Below are 16,973 nucleotides of genomic sequence, written 5' to 3'. Positions count from 1 at the left end.
ACTTCTGCTTGACAAAATGTACGCCGTATATAAATTGGAGTGCCGGCCACTGCAAGGGAGTTCCACCGTGATCACTTCTCTACACGTCCTGACCGCCTTTCTCGTCTCGATCGCCTGGGCACTGGCGCTTTCGCATGCGCTGGAGTGGCCCGGCAAGCTGAGGCTGGACGAGAAGGCGTACGCCGCCACTCAGACGATCTACTACCCGGGCTTCACCATCGGAGGAGCCATCGGTGAGGCGGGGGGCATCGTGGCCACATCCGTGCTGCTGCTGTTTACAGAGCCTGGCGCGCCACAGTTCGCATTCACGCTCGCAGCCCTGCTGGCCCTGCTGGCGATGCATGCGACCTACTGGCTGATGACGCACCCCGTGAACAAGTTCTGGCTGCGCGGACAGCAGCTGGAGGGCGCGGGCGCCGGCTTCTTCGGTATTGGCGAGCGGGGGCGCGAGACAGCCAACCACGCGGACCGACACCAGGTCTGGGCCGGGCTGCGCCGGAGGTGGGAGTGCTCCCACGCCGTGCGCGCCGCATTCTCCGGTGTGGCGCTGGCATGCCTGCTGGTGGCGCTGGCGCTGTGAGGGAATGAGCCGACAAAGTCGTCAGCCCTCTATGCTGGCCGAACTCCGGCGCCCGGCGGACTTTTCATCTGTCGCTCATGAGCCGCGGCACATCGAGTCGCACCATTGGCAATCTCGCTTCCATGACGGCCGACCCAGCGGCTTGCGGGTTATCGCTGGACGTTTTTGGATTTCAGGTATCGGCGAGCTCCTGGCGCGATGGGCGCCAAGTCCGCGACGCTCGTCCATCGCGTCCGCAGGTACTTCGCGCGTCGCGGACTCCGCAGCACCTGAAAAGCTTCGCAAGCATGAGGGCGACCATTCGTGAACCGGGATGCCCGACCGACAATGCGTTGAAGGGCTGGCCGTGAGTACGAGCAGCGGCTCGACCCACCGGAGAGCTATGCACGCTCGAAGCCCCTACGCACTCAAAGGCTGGCGAACGGCTATCGCATGACCCGCATGACCCGCATGACCCGCATGACCCGCATGACCCGCAGAAAAGAATAGCGCCTCGGACGATGCGATGTGTCGCCTTAGGAAGGGCCTGCCTCGCCATCGGCAGCGTACCAATGCGCACGAGCAAGCCTTTTTGCTGAGCTCGGCATGACAGCATTGCGACCGTCTGTGAGATCCCGCGTGCCGACGCCTGGTGCGCGAACGACGCAGCGCAAACTCAACCTCGAAGGTTCCGGCACTACACGGGCTGCTGCGAACTTGCGATGAGGCGCGCAGGCAGCGGATGTCCGTCGCCCGGCGAGTGCAGCCCAGTCGAAAATGAACTCCCGCTCGGATCGAGCCTTGCGGATTCGTCCCCGCGATGGACCGGCCTTCCCGCCGATTGGCTGATCCGCTTTTCGAGAGGTTCTCGCTGATCTGGCCTGTCTTCTCGCCCGTGCAAGAGTTCAGTCCTTGGAGTATGTGAGTCAAAAATGAATCCTTACGGTCCAAGTTTCGTCTTGACATGTACGGCAATACGCCGTACATTTTGGAAAAGAGAGGTTTTTTATGTCCACTGAGATCGTCCGAACCGAGCGTGTCGAAGCCCGCATTGCGCCTAGCGTACTGGCTTTGGTCCGGCGCGCAGCAGAGATCGAAGGGCGCAGCCTGAGTGACTTTCTCGTTGGAGCCGCGCAAGAAGCGGCACGCCGCACGATTGAGCAGACGCAGATCATCCGGTTGTCGATGGAAGAACAGCAACGCTTTGCTTCGTTGCTGCTCGACCCTCCCGCGCTCTCTCCGGCGATGGCGCGGGCAGCCAAGGCCCACAAGAAACTGATCACCTTGCGCGGTGACTGATCAGTTCCGCATAGAGGCGCTTGCGTCTGAACATGACCGCGCGACCTTCGCCTGCGGCAGCGATCCACTCGACAAGTATCTGCGAGAGCAAGCGTCTCAGGACATGCGCCGCCGCACCAGCGCCTGCTACGTCGCTATCGACAAAGCGACAGATGCGATCGCCGGGTACTACACCCTCGCAGCAGGCAGTGTGCCTCTTGCTGACCTGACCGAGGCAACCGCGAAGAGGCTGCCGCGGTATCCTCTTGTCCCAGTCGCGCGCGTTGGCCGCCTTGCGGTGAGCCTGGCGTTCCAGAAGCGTCAGCTCGGTGCGGCGCTTCTGTGGGATGCAGGCCTGCGCGCCATGCAGTCAGGCATGGGCGTCTTCGCACTGGTTGTCGACGCCAAGGACGAGACCGCCGCCGCGTTCTACGAGCATCACGGCTTCGTCAGTTTCAGCAGCAACCCGCTGACCTACATGCTGCCGATTGCAACCCTTGCAAAGAAGACCTGAGCGCTTGCGGGCGATAGTCCGGCTACCCTTTCTTGGCGATCAGTCTTTGCTCTGGCTCAACCGCTTGTAGATCTCGCCGATGCCGACGCCGCGGGATCGAAGGAACCGCCGATCCATTCCTTGGGAATTCCGTGTGCAGGTCGCTGGGCTCGGCCGGCCAGTGGGGCCGGGAACTCTTCATCGCCCGGCGCACCTCCGACGATCAGGTGGGCACGCGTCCTCGCCGTCGACACAAGCGTACCCGCTTCACGTCGATTGAGGGAGTCCGCCCAAAAGTCTGGCAGAGATTGCTGGTGCCACGCGATCAGCGGCCGTCGCGGCGCGTCATGCCTCTATAACGCACTGGCTGGAACCCGCCGAACCCGCACGCTCACGCTCAACATCCGCCCAACGCCGCGACCGCGGCGTCGCCTATCTCCTCGGTGCGCGCACGCGGCGCACCGCCTGCTCCACGCGCTCATCGCGCTGGCTACGCAGGAGAATGGTCAGTAGTCCAGCCGCACTGTCAGTCCCAGAGTCCGCGGCGTTCCGACCGATGCCACGTAGGCACCGTTCGCGGTGGCGGCCACGGTCGGGAAGTACTTCTTGTCGAGCGCATTGCGCAACCAGAGCGACAGGCTCCAGGTTTCATTGCCCCGTGCGACCTTCCAGCCGGTGGCGAGGTTCAGCAGGCCATAGGCCGGGATTCGCGAGTGGACCGATCCGTCGAGCGTGCCGTCCTGTGCGGACCGCCACGCGTACGCCGCCGAAATGAAGTGCTGGGTGGTGGGGCTCACGGACCTGCGGTATTCGGCACCGACGTTGAATGTCCAGCGCGGTGCCCCCGCAACCTGCCGTCCGGTCAGGCTGCAGCGCCCCTGCGGCACGAACGCGCGTTCCGACGGACAGGGCGCGTCCTCGTAGCGTCGATAGCGTGCGTCGTTGAAGGCGGCGTTGGCCCACATGGTCAGCCCGCGCGCCGGTCGCGCGGTGGCGTCCAGTTCCAGTCCCCGGCTGCGGAGATCGCCCGCGTTCGTGAGGATCTCGACGTAGTTGCCCGCGCCCGCGCCGGCGGGCACGAACATCGACGTCTGGTAGCCGCGCACGCCCGCCAGGAAGGCATTCAGGTTGAGCGTCAGGCGGTCGTTCCACAGGCTGCTCTTGACGCCGACGTCCAGGCTGTCGACACGTTCGGGTCCGATGATCAGCGACGAGGGGCCGAGCGGGCCGGGAGCGGCACCTGGGCCCGCCAGATTGATCCCGCCCGACCGCTCGCCGTGCGAGAAACTCACGTAGCCGATCGCGTCGTCGTGCAGCCGGTAGCTCGCGCTCAGGAGCGCCGACGGGCTGGTTTTTCGGATGGTCAGCGGGCCGGTGTCGTAAGCCCCAAGCACGATCGGACGATTGCGCAGGAACGCGGTGGCAGCGGCACCACCGGTCGAGTCGCCGCGATGGGTGCGCCCGTCCTTGCGCTCCTGCGTGATGCGCAGGCCGGCCGTGAGGTCGAGCCTGGACGTGGCGTGCCACGTGGCCTGGGAGAAGAGCGCGAAGCTCTCCGTGTCGAGCCCGCCGAAGCTCACGGTGCTCGCGTTGGCGAGCACCGGCAAGGACGTTCCCTGCAGAACGATATCCGCCCTGGGACCGAACACGGTGAAGATCTCGTTGCGCATGCGCTGGCGCATGTAGAACGCGCCCACCACATAGTCGACCGCACCGCCGGTGGGCCCGGCATAGCGCAGCTCCTGCGAGAACTGCTGCTGGCGCACGCGGGAGCCGCCGTCGATCAGCACGGGGATATTGAGATTGTCGTTGGTCGTCGGCACGAACTTCCATGAGCGGCCGGCGGTGATGGACGTGACGGTGGCGCCGGAGGCGAGCTTCCAGTTCGCTTCGGCCGACAGGCCGCCGTGGTCGACATCGACGCGCTCCACGCCGTCGGTGTTGACCGCATAGCGCCGCGGGTCGGCGACGATGCCGGTGGCGCCGCCCGCGCGGGCGCGGGCCAGCGCCGGTCCGCTGCCGAGCGAGTAGATGACGCGGGTTCCGTAGGTGGAGCGCTCCCGGTGCGCATCGGCGATCAGGCGCAGGCTGAAGGCGTCACCGCGGCGCAGCAGCCACTGGCCGCGAATGCCGGATCGAGTGCCCCCGTTGACGCGGCCGCCGTCGTGGATGTTCTCGATGGTGCCGCGTTCATGGGTGCCGTACACCAGCAGCCGGCCCGCCGTCTCTTCCGACAAGGCGCCCGAGAAAATCGCTTGCCCCTGCGCAAGGCCGCGCTGTCCGATCGAGAGTTGCAGGCTGCGCTCGGTCTCGCGGCTCGGGGGACGTGTGTGCAAGGCCAGCACGCCGGCGGTCGTGTTCTTGCCGAAAAGCGTGCCTTGCGGCCCGCGCAGCAGGTCCACGCGCTCGATGTCGAGCAGGTCGAATGTGGCCATGCCGGCGCGGCCCAGGTAGACGTTGTCGAGGTAGATGCCGGTGCTGCCCTCGAGGCCGTCGTTCGATGGGTTCTTGCCCACGCCGCGCACCGCGACGGCCGATTGCCGCGGATCGCCGAAGGTGATGCTGGTACTCGGCAACCATTGCTGCAGGTCTTCGAGGCGCCAGCTTTGCTGCGTCTCGAGGGCCTCGCCGTCGATCGAGGTCAGGGGGATCGGAACCTGCTGGGCGGCTTCCGAACGGCCCCTGGCATTCACGGTAACGGCGGGGAGCGTTTCGCCATCGCCCGAAGGTGCCGGCTGCGCATGGGCCGCCGCGACCAGCCCGAAGGCGAGAGCGCTGGCGGCCAGGAAACGGGATAGGAGATCGCATGGGCAGATTGACATGCGCGTACTCTAATAGACGCTCGCGCCCGGACGCGAGGTCTCGCTGGGGCCAGCCATGCGTGAACTCACGCAAGGGTACCCCGGTCCGAAATCTGTCCCGGTGGTGTGGTTGCGTCCTACGGTATCGCGAACCTCTTCGTTGCACGCTTGCGTTCCCACCATGAAGGAGCAGCAAAAGATGCCCACCACCCGCACCGCACCCGACGCCTGCACCCTGCTGGATGCAGACCATCGCAAGGTCAAGGCCATGTTCAAGGAGTACGAAACGCTGACTAAGTCGCGCGCCGCCAGCGCTTCGAAGAAGAAGCGCGACCTTGCTAACCAGATCTGCCTCGAGCTGACCGTCCACGCTCAGATTGAAGAAGAAATCTTCTATCCAGCGCTGCGGGAGGCCATCAAGGACACGGACCTTCTGGACGAGGCCGAGGTCGAACATGCAAGCGCCAAGGACCTGATCGCGCAGATCCAGGAAGCCGCGGACGTGGACGACATGTTCGACGCGAAGGTCACCGTGCTTGGCGAATACATCGACCACCATGTAAAGGAAGAGCGCAACGAGATCTTCGTGAAGGCGCGTGCGACGCGCAAGCTGGACCTGGTCGCGATGCGCGAAGGGCTGACTGCGCGAAAGGAAGAGCTCATGGGCGAACTGACCACGGCCTGAGCGTCCCTCCACAACCACATAGCGGCATCACGTTCAAAAGGAAAAGAGATGGGAATAGTCTGGACCGTCCTCATCGGTTTCGTGGTCGGGCTCGTCGCTCGTGCGGTGCTGCCTGGCAAACAGGCGATGGGCTTCATCCTGACGACCGTACTGGGGATCGTTGGCGCCCTCGTGTCGACATACCTGGGTCAAGCGATGGGGTGGTACGCCGCCGGTGCGGGAGCAGGATTCCTCGCTTCGGTCGTGGGCGCCATCGTGCTTCTGGTGATCTACGGGATGGTGGTGAAGCGCTGACGGCCCTGGCTGGAAGCGCAGGCAACGCCGCCTGACCATGGCGGTGGCGAAAGGACCGCACACGCTGAGCGCCCCTGCGACCTTGCGCATCGCCGGCGGCCAGAGCGGCTGGCAAACGGCTCTGGCCAGCGCTGCGCGGTGCTGCCGGGCCAGCCCGATGCAGGCTGCGCAACGCGGCATCAGGACCGGGGCATCACGGCGGTGGCTTGGTTGACGATCACGCGCTCCAACGTCGCATGGCCTCTTGCGGCAGGTGCTTTCGCACGCCTTCGAGCATCACCACATCGAAGAGCACCGTGCTGACGAAGGCGACGGCGACGGCGGCCAGCAGGTCAGATCATCAGGACGCCATCGCCCGGGGGAAATTCCTCATGCCAGCCGCCTGCGCTCCAGCTTCATGCGCTGACCCGTTATCAGTGGCAGGTCGCTGCCGGGCAACAGGTCGGCCAACGAGAAGCCGTCGAGGTGGGCCATGAACTCCTGCAGGGCGCCGCCGAACACCTTGGCCAGGCGGCACTGTCCCGTCACGACGCACTGGTTGCCGGTCGAGAAGCACTCGACCAAGGCGAAGTCCGGCTCGATGCCGCGCACCACGGCGCCCAGGTTGATGTCGCGCGGCGCATGGGCCAGGCGCATACCGCCGCCCTTGCCGCGCACGGTCTCGATCCAGCCTTGCTGGCCGAGCTGGTGAGTGACCTTCATGAGGTGGGCTTCCGAGATGTCGTAGGCCTGTGCCACCTCCGAGATGGTGCACAGACGCTTGGGCTGCTGCGCCACGTACATCAGCAGGCGCAGCGCGTAGTCGGTCATCGTGGTCAAACGCATGGGATGGCTCCAGTCATTGCGGCGGGCGCGGTCGCACCGCAATCTGTTGCGGCTTGAGAACCGGCGCGGCCGGCGCGTCGATGCGCGGGCGAATCAGCATGGGGAAGAACCGCCACAGGTACAGCGCGAAGGCCAGCACCCAGGCGCCAGCCGAGGCGTGCAGCGCACCCGACGCCAGCCCGGTCGGCAGCAGCGCCAGCAGGCGCAGCGCCGCGGCGGCGATCACCAGTCCATAGCAGCACTCGATGAGGCGATCCGAGCGCAGCGGCCGCCCCAGGTGTCCCAGCGCCGTGCGTGTCACCATGCCGATGATCAGAACGGAGAACCCGGCCACGCCGATCACGTGCACCGGCCAGGCGCTGCGCACCATGCCGCCTGCAGCGTGCGCAGCGGCCGCCAGCAGCCCCGCGCCTGTCGCGGCGTACCCGACATACAGGATCCACAACAGCGGCACGCGCCGTACGGCGGCCGGATTCCAGGCCCCTACCTGCACCAGCGCAATCACACCGGCAGCGCTCAGGAACAGGGCCGAGGCATCCGCCCAGCCCATCAGTCCGCAGCCGATGGCCAAGCCGCCGGCCGCCAGTTGCCAATGGCCGCTGCGTGTGTGCATCGGAATGCTCAAACCCGGCACCGCACGCATCGCGAAAAACGGGATGACCCGCCTTGCCACCAGCAACGCGATCAGCGCCATGCACAGCAGACCGGTGTGGAAGTGCTGCATGAGCCGTCCATGGTCGCCCTGCCAGCTCGCGAGCAGGAAGAACGCATCCGCCCCGCCCAGCGCGAACACCAGCAGCGGCACGCCATAGTTGCGCCGGTTGCGCGCGCCGTAGATGGCGCGGGCCAGGGCCACGGCCGACACGGCGAAGAACATTACCTCGCAAGCAACCGCCAGTAAGAACGCCATGTCTCCCGGCACGAGGAAGCCCACCCGCGCCAGAACCCACAGCAGGCTCAATGCGCCCAGCGACCTGCCCTTGAGCGGATTGGTGCCCGTCCAGTTGCTGCCCGCGGTGAGCAGGAAGCCCACCGCGATGGTGGCGATGAAGCCCCAGAGCATCTCGTGCGCATGCCAGATGACACCGGCCAGTTTCCCGCGAAGCAGCCCGGGCGCGAACACCCACAGCGCCACCGACGCGGCGGCCCAGAAGCAGCCGGCCAGGTACAGCGGCCGAAATCCCAGCTCCAGGAACGCCGCCCACTGCGGCAGAGGCGGCTTCGCCCTTGCCGGCGCCTTGATCTTCAACAGCTCGGCCATGCCACTCAGCCCTGGGTCAGTGCCGCGGGCAGGGCGTCAGGATCGCGGCTGGTCTGGTAGCCCAACCACAGGCTTTGCGCGATGCGCTCGGCCATCGCGCAGGCCTGCCGGGCCATCGCCTGGTTGGGTTGCGCGACCGCGTTCTCGCGGAACAGCTTCAACCAGCGCTCGAACAGCTCTGCCGAGAGGCCGGGCAACACCGCATGCTTGGGCATGGGCGCGCCCGAGAACCGGCCCGTGCGCCGGAGAATGGCCGACCAGAAATCCACCAGCCTGGCCAGGTGGCGGTTCCAGTCGCCGATGTGTGCGTCGAAGATCGGGCCCAGCACCTCGTCCTCGCGGACATGCGAGTAGAACGTGTGCACGAGGGCCGTGACGTCGGCTTCGGTGCAGAGATTGCTCCCGGGCATTCCGTCCTCTGTCGTTCGTAGCGTTGGGTTATTCATAAGATATATAAAGAATATACCTTATGATGGCGCCAAGAGGCGTCCTCGTCACCGGCTTCCTGACCTACATCAAACGCAAAGCGCCATGGCCCTCAAACATGCCCAGCCCCTGGAGGTCATCGATCTGCACGCCACCGACCAAGCGCACGGCGCGGCAGTCAGCAGCAGTCTTCTCAAGACGCCTCATCTCCAGTTGATACGGGTGGTGCTGGCAGCAGGACAGGCGCTGCCGGAGCACCACGTACCGGGCGAGATCACGGTCCAATGCCTGTCCGGCGAGGCGGATGTCGCGACGCCATCGCGGACCTGCCGACTGGTCCCGGGCAGCTTGGTGATGCTGCCCGCCGCAGAACCCCACCGCGTTCAGGCCCATCGGGACACGGTGCTGCTGGTGACGGTCCTGCACCCCTGACATCAGAAAGAAAGTCGCTATGAAGAAGAATGCACTCGACGCGCTTGACGGCACCGTGGGCAGACCGCGCCAGAGGCTGCTGCGCCTTGCAGCCTTCGGGGGCGCCGGCGCGGCCTTGACCGCCCACGCGCATGTGAAATGGTTTGCGCCTTACATCGTGGGCGCGCCACCGCAGCCGTTGAGCGCGACGCTCGCCAACCAGTGGTTCTGGATCGGCATCGCACTGGTGCTGATGTTCTTCTTGGCCACCCGGGCCCTCGAGAAGATGACCGTCGGACAAAGCATCCTCGCCGGCATGGACAAGGTGATGAATCCGCTGTGGATGCGCCTGGACGATTTCGTGCGGGTGGTCATCGCGGCCTTCTTCGTCGCGATCTTCGCGGTGGGCGGGGTGTATCTGACGCCAGACCTGAAGACACCGAACGAATGGGTGTCGTGGATGCAGCTGCTGATCGCCGCCTGCGTCTTCTCGCGTCGAACGATGCCGCTGGCGGCCGCCGGCATCATCCTGTTGTGGGTGCTGGCGCTCACCGAGTACGACCTGTTCCACCTGCTGGACTACCTGGCACTCGGCGTTTCGGTCGCGGGCTACCTTGTACTCGAATCGTCGAGCAAGCCGGAATGGCGCAAGTACCGGTTCGAAGTGCTGCGCTGGGGCGTGGCCATCGCCCTGATGTGGTCGAGTCTCGAGAAGTTCGCCTATCCGGACTGGTTCTACCCGCTTGTCGAAGAAAAGCCGTTCCTCACCTTCGGCATGCCGCGCGACGTGTTCATCCCGATGGCAGGCGTGGCGGAGTTCACGATGGGCTTCGGCCTGCTCTGGACGGCACTGGTGCGGCGGTTGTCGGCGATCACGCTGTTCTTGATCTTCAACGCGGCCGTCTACCCGTTCGGGCGCATCGACTTGGTGGGACACGCCCTCATCATGGCGATCATCGTGGCCATTGCCGCAGACCCGACGCCCCAGGTGCGCTTCGCCATCCGGCGCTCGGTCTGGACCATTCCGGTAGCGCTCAGCGCAGCGTTGGTGATTTTCACGAGCGGCTACTGGGGTTTGCATCTGGCGTTGTACGGTCCGAACGGTGAAGCAAACACAGCCACCGCTGAGATGGCGACCCACACCTACAGCGCAGAACACCCGCATGGGCCACAGGCCATCGGCAAAGAGACCGCGCCACCCGCCCCCGCTGGCGCCCACGGACTCCGGCATGCAACGCCATCTGCAAGCGCATCAGGCGGTTCAGCGCGCGACGCCTATGCAGCCAGCATGGCCAGAATGCACGGCCCGATGCAGGAGGGCATCCAGCATCCCGATCCCGACGTCGCGTTCGTGCTCGGCATGATCCCGCATCACCAGGGTGCCATCGACATGGCCCAGATCCAGTTGCAGTACGGAAAGGACCCCGTCAACCGCAAGCTGGCGCAGGAGATCATCGCCGCGCAGCGGCATGAGATCCAGGAGATGAAGGCTTGGCTGGCGGCACGTGGCATCAAACCACCGAACTGAGCGAAAGTGCAAGGCTCCAGCCATGAGTGAGCTCAACAGATGCGCGCGCTGAGCAGCGCCGAGTGACCGGGGCATTCAGAACAACGCGTGCGGCGCACCTGCATGGCGAAGCCTCCCGTCGCGCTTTCGCCAAGGACCTCCGCTCTTGTTCAAAGACTGTGTCGTCTGATGAACGATGCGCACAGTCGTGCCTGAACTCTAAGGTTAGCCAGCAACAAGACGACGCCGTCACTCGCACTCCGACATTGCGCAGGCAAGGCGCCTCACGCCCTCTTCGATCTTCGCCACGTCGGCCGTCGCAAAGCTCAGCCGCAGCGTCGCCACGTCGGGCTTCTCGGCAAAGAACGGCGCGCCCGGCACGAAGGCCACGAGCTTCTCGATCGCGCGCTTGGCCAGTTCGTTCGCGTCGGCCAGCTTGCCGTTGGCGCCGGTAAGGCGGGCCCAGAAGAACAGGCCGCCGTTCGGCTGCGTGAAGCTCACCGCCTCGCCGAGCTCGCGTTTCAGCGCCTGGCCCATGGCCTGCGCGCGCTGGCCGTACACCTCGCGCACATGGGCCAGCGTGGCCGGCATGCGGCCGCTCTTCAGGTACTGCGCGGCCGTGGCCTGGGCGAAGGTGCTGGTGTGGGCGTCGCTGAACTGCTTGCACATCGTCGCCTTGGCCAGCAGTTCGGCCGGCGCGATCATCCAGCCCACGCGCAGGCCCGGGCTCAGCACCTTGCTGAGGCTGCCGCAATGCGCCACCAGGTCGCGGCTGCCGGGCACGTCCTTGGCCAGCGCCATGATCGACGGCGGCGGCGCTTCGCCGAAGTAGAGGTCGCCATACGGGTCGTCTTCGACCATCAGCGTCTGGTACTTCACGGCCAGTTCGAGCACCTTCTTGCGGCGTTCGAGGCTCAGCGTCGCGCCGCTCGGATTGCCGAAGGTCGGGATCAGGTAGACGAACTTCGGCTTGTGCTCGGCGATGAGTTTCTCGAGCGCATCGGTGTCCACGCCGTTGGCGTCGATCGGTGCGCTGACGAGCTGCGCGCCATAGAGGCGAAAGCACTGGATGGTGGCCAGGAAGGTCGGCCCCTCGACGATCACCTTGTCGCCGGGCGAGATCATGGTCTTGCCGAGCAGGTCGAGCGCCTGCTGGCTGCCCGTGGTGACGATCAGGCCGCTCGGATCGACCTCGACACCCTTGGTGCCCATGAACGCGGAGAGCTGCGTGCGCAGCGGTTCGTAGCCTTCGGTGGCGCCGTACTGCAGCGCGCCGCCGGGCTCCTCCGCCAGCGCCTTCTGGCTCGCCTCCTTCAGGCCCTCCACGTCGAACATCGCGCTGTCGGGAAAGCCCCCCGCAAAGCTGATCATCCCAGGAGTCCCCAGCAGCTTGAAGAGCTCCCGGATGGCGGAGGTCTCGATGCCGTCCAGTCGCGTGGCAAACCTCATTGCGGTTGATACCCGCTTGCCTTGATGGTCTGCGCCCATTGCGTCGTGTACACGCGGACACGGTCGGTGAACTGCCGTTGGTTCATGAATTCAACCAAGAATCCCATTGCAGTGATTCGATCGTGCACGGCGGGAGTGCCGATCACCTTGGCCAAGGCAGCACCGAAGCGGTCGATCGCGGCCTGTGGCGTTCCGCGTGGAGCGAAGAAGCCGTAGTAGGGTAGGTCCTCGAGACCGGCCATGCCGAGTTCGCTGAAAGTCTGCGCATCTGGGAAAGAAGGCTGGCGCTCTCGCCCGATGAGGGTAATGACGCGGAGCTTCCCGGCTTTGTGGTATTCGATGAAGTCGGCCATCGAACCGATGCCGGCAGGGATCTGATTGCTCAGCATATCGAGGATCATGGGGCCGCTGCCACGGTAGGGAACGGCTTGCAGATCGAGTCGGTACTTGGTGCCAATGTCCTTGACAAGAAACTCGGGGATGGAGGCCGGTGCCGGTACTCCGATCGCATTCGCTGTCCCGTTCTGCCGCTTGACCCGCGAAACGTACTCGGCGATGGTGCGCACGGGACTCGCCGCTGGGACGGCCAAGCCGTTGACGCTGTTGGCGAAACCGGCGACAGGCACGAAGTCCTTCAGCGGGTCGAAGCCCGGATTCTTCATGACCTGCGGAATGACGGAGATCGTGTGATCGTTGGAAAGAAAGAATGTCTTGCCGTCGGCGGGTGCGCTCTTGAGGGTCTGCGCGGCGATCTGCCCCCCCGCGCCCGCGCGGTTGTCGACGACGACCTGCCTGCCCAGCTCTTCTCCAAGCCTCTCGGCAAGCACGCGCGCAATGGCGTCCGTGCCGCCTCCCGGCGGAAAGCCGACCAGGAGACGAAGGGCGTCGCCTCCCAATTGGGCACTGGCGGCACCCGCTGCCAACCACATGGACGAAATGAAGGCCGTACGCAGAACCTTCAAGGCGATACGCGAGATGCTGAACCTGATCATGAGTGCGCTCCAATCGAGAAATGGGTACGAGGTCGTTGCAGCTTCGATGAAGCGCTACGGCAGGAAGATCTTTCCCGGGTTGAGGATGTCGCCCGGATCGAGCGCATGCTTGATCCGACGCATCACGGACAGGGCGCCTTCGCCGGCTTCTGCCAACAGGAAACCGCGCTTGTGCAGCCCGATCCCATGCTCGCCGCTGCAAGTGCCTCCGAATGACAACGCCCGCTCCACCAAGCGCGTGTTCAGGGCCTCGGCCTGCGTCAGTTCCTGAGGTTCGAGAGGGTCGACCAGATAGGCAAAATGAAAATTTCCGTCGCCCACATGACCAACCAACGCGAAAGGAAGGCCGCTTGCCACTGCGTCGTCGATGGAGGCGAGCATGCAATCGGCCAGCTGCGAGATCGGCACGCAGGCATCCGTCGCAATGGCTCTGCAGCCCGGTCTCGACTGAAGTGCCGCAAAGAACGCCTGGTGCCGCGCGGTCCAGAGCCTCGTGCGCCCCTCGGGCGTTGTTTCCCATCCGAACGCAGACCCCCCATGACCCAACGCGATCTCCTCGACGATGGCGGTCTGCTCGCGCACGGATTGTGGCGAGCCATGAAACTCCATCAGCAGCAGAGGCGCTTCGCGCAGAGCCAGGTGCGAATGCTTGTTCACCATGCCGACCGTGCGCGCATCGAGGAGTTCGACCCGCGCGATCGGCAGTCCGTGCTGGATGATGTCGATGGTCGTGCGGATCGCCGTGCCGATGTCTGGGAACGAGCAGGTGGCGCAAGCGATGGCTTCGGGAAGCGGGCTCAATCTGACCGTCAGTTCGGTGATGACGCCCAGCGTCCCTTCGCTTCCGATGTAGAGGTGCGTCAGGTCGTAGCCGGCAGACGACTTCCTTGCACGCGTTCCAGTGCGAATGACGTCGCCCTGGGATGTCACTACCTCGAGCGCCAGGACGTTCTCGCGCATCGTGCCGTATCGGACTGCGTTCGTGCCGCTGGCCCGGGTGGCGGCCATTCCGCCCAGCGTCGCCTCGCCACCTGGGTCGACAGGGAAGAACAAGCCGAGGGCGCGGACGGCATCGTTGAGCTGCTTGCGTGTGACGCCGGGCTGAACCACCGCCAACATGTCGTCGGCCGCAACGTGAACGATCTGGTCCATGCGGCTTACGTCGAGGCTGATGCCGCCGTCGACGGCAAGCAGCTGGCCTTCCAGCGAAGTCCCGCCGCCAAACGCAATCACGGGCATGTCGTATCGGCTTGCCAGAGCCAGCGTGCTGGCGACCTCCGCGCTGCTCATGGCGAACACCACGACCTGCGGCGGGGGCACGTCGAACGCAGACTCGTCGCGCCCGTGCTGTTCACGCACGGCAAGCGCGAGCGAGCAGCGCATGCCGAAGCGGGTCTGAAGCTCGTCGATGGCCGCTTCGGGCAGCACACGTGCGGTGCGCGTGGGAGGGGATGTCATCCGGTGCTCCCGGGCATCCAGCGAAACCGGGCCGTGAAGTTCCGTAGGAGCTCGGGTTCGTGGGTGAAATCGAGCCCACGGATGGCGTCCGCGCGCTTGGCGACCGCAACAAGTGCGTCTGCGACATAGTCCATGTGGTCGTTCGTGTAGACCCGCCGCGGAATCGTCAGCCGCATCGACTCGAGGGGCGCTTTCTCCTGCACGCCGGTCAGCGGGTCGCGGCCCAGGAGCAGCGAACCGATCTCGACGGCCCGCACGCCGGACTCGATGTAGAGCTCGCATGCCAGCGCATGTGCGGGAAACTGCTCCGGGGGGATGTGGGGCAGCAAGGCTGCGGCATCGACGAACACGGCATGGCCTCCGGTCGGGTGCTGGATCGGGATGCCCTCGGCACGAAGACGTTCGCCCAGGTAGGCGACCTGGCCGACCCGGTAGTGCAGGTAATCCGGATCCATCGCCTCTTCCAGCCCGACGGCCAGCGCCTCCAGGTCGCGGCCTGCCAGGCCGCCGTAGGTGATGAACCCCTCGCGTACCACGCACCGCTCCTGCACCGCGCGGAACAGGTCCTCGTCGTCACGGAATGCGCAAAAACCCCCGATGTTGACCAGTCCGTCCTTCTTGGACGACATGACGGCGATGTCCGCGCAGGACATCATCTCGCGCACGATCTCCGGAATGCTGTGCTGTGCATATTCCGGTTCGCGCTCATGAATGAACCACGCGTTCTCCGCGAAACGGGTCGCGTCTATGACCATCGGAATGCCGCCCTGGCGCGCAATCTGTGAGGCGGACCGCAGGTTGGCCAACGCGACGGGCTGGCCGCCGGTGGTGTTGCAGGTCACGGTCGCCACGATGGCCGCGACGTTGGATGCACCCTGGGTTTCGACGAGCCGGGCAAGCTCGCCCAGATCAAAGTTGCCCTTCCAGTCGTGGTATTCCCCGGTGTCGAGGGCTTCCTTGTTGAGCGCGTTGAGGGCGCGTGCGCCAGCCAGTTCAATGTGCACCTTGGTGGTGTCGAAGTGGAAGTTCGACAGGAACACCGGTCGTTCGGAACCCCGCCGCTTGACGAGCTCGGGATAGAGTATCTGCTCGGCGCCACGTCCCTGGTGAGCAGGGACGAGATAGGGGTAGCCGAACACCTTCTGGATGGTTTCGGCAAGCCGGTAGTAGCTGCGGCTGCCGGCATATGCCTCGTCGGCAGCCATCATGGCGCTCCACTGTCGGTCGCTCATGGCGCCGCTGCCGCTGTCGGTGAGGAGGTCGATGTAGACGTCGTCGCTGCGCAGAAGGAACGGGTTGAGGCCTGCTTCGAGCAGCGCCTTCTCTCGGTGCTCTCGCGTCGTCATCGTGATTCTCTCGACGGTCTTGATGCGGAACGGCTCGGGTATGCGTTTCATGAAAGTTCCATGCTGTTGGATCGACCAGGCTCGGCAGGAGGCCGGCAAAATGACAGATTGCGTCGAATGGAGTACGACGTTCTGTCGTCGAAGAACAGAGGAATTATTGGGCTCCAGGCGCGGAATGAGCTTTCATTTACCGCATCACAGCAGCAAAATAAGATCATGAGTTGCATGAATCCAGAGAATCGAGCAATATAATTTCATATGCTCAAGCTCGACAACACCGACGTGCGCATCCTTCGCCTTCTGCAAGAGAACGGCCGGATGTCGAACCTCGAAATGGCAGAGGCCATCGGTCTTTCACCGGCACAGTGCAGCCGGCGCCACCACCGTCTGGACGAGGGAGGTGTGATTGCCCGGTACGAGGCGCGCCTTCGACCCGCCGCGCTGGGTCTGCAGGTGACGGCATTCGTCCACATCGGGATGGAGCGGGGCCATATGCGAGATCTCAAGCTCTTCCGCCAGACCCTTGCCCAGATGCCCGAGGTGCTGGAGTGCCACTCGGTCACAGGGGACTTCGACTATGTCCTCAAGGTGATTGCCCGCGACCTCGAGGGACTCAACGTCATCTTGACGGAGCGTCTGGTGGCGTTGCCCGGCGTCAACTTCGTCAAGTCACTCGTCTGCCTGGAAGAGATAAAGCCGCGATCGGGGCTCCCTCTGCCACAGTAGAGCGCTGAAGGCGAACGCACCGCTCGCCGGCGTGGGTCGATCCGCACCCACAACGCACTTCGGTGAAGGTGTGGTCCGAGCCGGCGCAGATTTCGGAGTTGTCAAGACTGCACGTCGTGACAGCCGTTTGTCCAGCCGATGATGTTCCGGCGAATCTCTTGGCTGCTATTGAACGCGAGGCCTAGTGAGAGCCTCTGCCCACGTGTCGTTGTTGCAGCGCGAGCATCGGGCCTCTTGGCCCGCTTCGATCGACCGTGGCAAGCCGCAACGAGTGCAGCAGTAGAGCCCGCCTGCTTTGATCCGCCGCGAAACTTCACGATGCGAGGGCGGCAACACCGACAGCCCTGCACGCACATCGGCACGTTCGAAAAAATAGAGGCTCACGTCGTAAGCGGTCAATAAACCACGCCCTTGCCCGCGGCGCCGGAATCGATGCGCGCGCAGAGGTCTACGGCTCGACGA

The 16,973-nt window shown here is 64.9% G+C and carries 16 protein-coding genes; 8 read left to right on the top strand and 8 right to left on the bottom strand.

Annotation, left to right across the window (positions count from 1 at the left end; genetic code table 11):
* Positions 1-67: 67 nt before the first annotated feature.
* From AC3A6R_RS25915 to AC3A6R_RS25905, 3 genes are all read left to right on the top strand, one after another.
* Positions 68-580, top strand: coding sequence for an anthrone oxygenase family protein (locus tag AC3A6R_RS25915; RefSeq protein WP_487863069.1), 513 nt, complete (start codon positions 68-70; stop codon positions 578-580).
* Between the two features lie 987 nt (positions 581-1,567).
* Complete coding sequence (locus tag AC3A6R_RS25910; RefSeq protein ID WP_487863068.1) at positions 1,568-1,858, top strand: type II toxin-antitoxin system TacA family antitoxin; 291 nt, start codon at positions 1,568-1,570, stop codon at positions 1,856-1,858.
* Complete coding sequence (locus tag AC3A6R_RS25905; protein ID WP_487866000.1) at positions 1,851-2,351, top strand: GNAT family N-acetyltransferase; 501 nt, start codon at positions 1,851-1,853, stop codon at positions 2,349-2,351. The genes AC3A6R_RS25910 and AC3A6R_RS25905 overlap by 8 nt, the downstream gene beginning before the upstream one ends.
* 485 nt (positions 2,352-2,836) lie before the next feature.
* On the opposite strand, the gene AC3A6R_RS25900 is transcribed toward AC3A6R_RS25905, so the two are convergent.
* A complete protein-coding gene (locus tag AC3A6R_RS25900; RefSeq protein WP_487865999.1) occupies positions 2,837-5,152 on the bottom strand; it encodes a TonB-dependent receptor in 2,316 nt (771 codons plus the stop codon).
* A gap of 178 nt (positions 5,153-5,330) precedes the next feature.
* Between AC3A6R_RS25900 and AC3A6R_RS25895 the strand changes: the two genes are divergently transcribed.
* Both AC3A6R_RS25895 and AC3A6R_RS25890 read left to right on the top strand, forming a co-directional pair.
* Complete coding sequence (locus tag AC3A6R_RS25895; RefSeq protein ID WP_487863065.1) at positions 5,331-5,816, top strand: hemerythrin domain-containing protein; 486 nt, start codon at positions 5,331-5,333, stop codon at positions 5,814-5,816.
* Positions 5,817-5,864: 48 nt separating this feature from the next.
* Positions 5,865-6,110: a GlsB/YeaQ/YmgE family stress response membrane protein gene (locus tag AC3A6R_RS25890; RefSeq protein ID WP_487865998.1), complete on the top strand. Its 246-nt coding sequence runs from the start codon at positions 5,865-5,867 to the stop codon at positions 6,108-6,110.
* A gap of 369 nt (positions 6,111-6,479) precedes the next feature.
* Here AC3A6R_RS25890 and AC3A6R_RS25885 read toward each other — a convergent pair whose 3' ends face one another.
* Genes AC3A6R_RS25885 through AC3A6R_RS25875 form a run of 3 tightly spaced genes read right to left on the bottom strand, consistent with a single transcriptional unit; the run spans position 6,480 to position 8,606 of the window.
* Entirely contained in the window at positions 6,480-6,935 is a 456-nt protein-coding gene (locus AC3A6R_RS25885; protein WP_487865997.1) for an RrF2 family transcriptional regulator, read from the bottom strand.
* Between the two features lie 13 nt (positions 6,936-6,948).
* A complete protein-coding gene (locus AC3A6R_RS25880; protein WP_487865996.1) occupies positions 6,949-8,196 on the bottom strand; it encodes an NnrS family protein in 1,248 nt (415 codons plus the stop codon).
* Between the two features lie 5 nt (positions 8,197-8,201).
* The gene (locus AC3A6R_RS25875) at positions 8,202-8,606 is read right to left on the bottom strand and encodes a group III truncated hemoglobin (RefSeq protein WP_487865995.1); all 405 of its coding nucleotides are present in this window, start codon (positions 8,604-8,606) and stop codon (positions 8,202-8,204) included.
* A gap of 121 nt (positions 8,607-8,727) precedes the next feature.
* Here AC3A6R_RS25875 and AC3A6R_RS25870 point away from each other — a divergent pair, with 121 nt between their 5' ends.
* Positions 8,728-9,054 (top strand): cupin domain-containing protein, encoded by a 327-nt coding sequence (locus AC3A6R_RS25870; RefSeq protein WP_487865994.1) that lies wholly within the window; start codon positions 8,728-8,730, stop codon positions 9,052-9,054.
* A gap of 19 nt (positions 9,055-9,073) precedes the next feature.
* Positions 9,074-10,561: a CopM family metallochaperone gene (gene copM / locus AC3A6R_RS25865; RefSeq protein ID WP_487865993.1), complete on the top strand. Its 1,488-nt coding sequence runs from the start codon at positions 9,074-9,076 to the stop codon at positions 10,559-10,561.
* Positions 10,562-10,789: 228 nt separating this feature from the next.
* Here copM and AC3A6R_RS25860 read toward each other — a convergent pair whose 3' ends face one another.
* The 4 genes from AC3A6R_RS25860 to AC3A6R_RS25845 all read right to left on the bottom strand — a co-directional run bounded on the left by AC3A6R_RS25860 (position 10,790) and on the right by AC3A6R_RS25845 (position 15,836).
* Positions 10,790-11,989, bottom strand: coding sequence for an aminotransferase-like domain-containing protein (locus AC3A6R_RS25860; RefSeq protein ID WP_487865992.1), 1,200 nt, complete (start codon positions 11,987-11,989; stop codon positions 10,790-10,792).
* The gene (locus AC3A6R_RS25855; protein ID WP_487866030.1) at positions 11,986-12,918 is read right to left on the bottom strand and encodes a Bug family tripartite tricarboxylate transporter substrate binding protein; all 933 of its coding nucleotides are present in this window, start codon (positions 12,916-12,918) and stop codon (positions 11,986-11,988) included. Before AC3A6R_RS25855 ends, AC3A6R_RS25860 begins: the two co-directional genes overlap by 4 nt.
* Before the next feature lie 117 nt (positions 12,919-13,035).
* Entirely contained in the window at positions 13,036-14,439 is a 1,404-nt protein-coding gene (locus tag AC3A6R_RS25850; protein WP_487863057.1) for an FAD-binding oxidoreductase, read from the bottom strand.
* The gene (locus AC3A6R_RS25845) at positions 14,436-15,836 is read right to left on the bottom strand and encodes a tryptophanase (protein ID WP_487865991.1); all 1,401 of its coding nucleotides are present in this window, start codon (positions 15,834-15,836) and stop codon (positions 14,436-14,438) included. The genes AC3A6R_RS25850 and AC3A6R_RS25845 overlap by 4 nt, the downstream gene beginning before the upstream one ends.
* Positions 15,837-16,043: 207 nt before the next feature.
* Between AC3A6R_RS25845 and AC3A6R_RS25840 the strand changes: the two genes are divergently transcribed.
* Positions 16,044-16,511 carry an Lrp/AsnC family transcriptional regulator gene (locus AC3A6R_RS25840; RefSeq protein WP_487865990.1) on the top strand — a complete coding sequence of 156 codons (468 nt, stop codon included), beginning with the start codon at positions 16,044-16,046 and terminating at the stop codon, positions 16,509-16,511.
* The last annotated feature ends 462 nt before the right edge of the window (positions 16,512-16,973 follow it).

Source organism: Variovorax sp. Soil_C_19, assembly GCF_057657255.1.
This window is presented reverse-complemented; position numbering and strand designations above follow the sequence as displayed.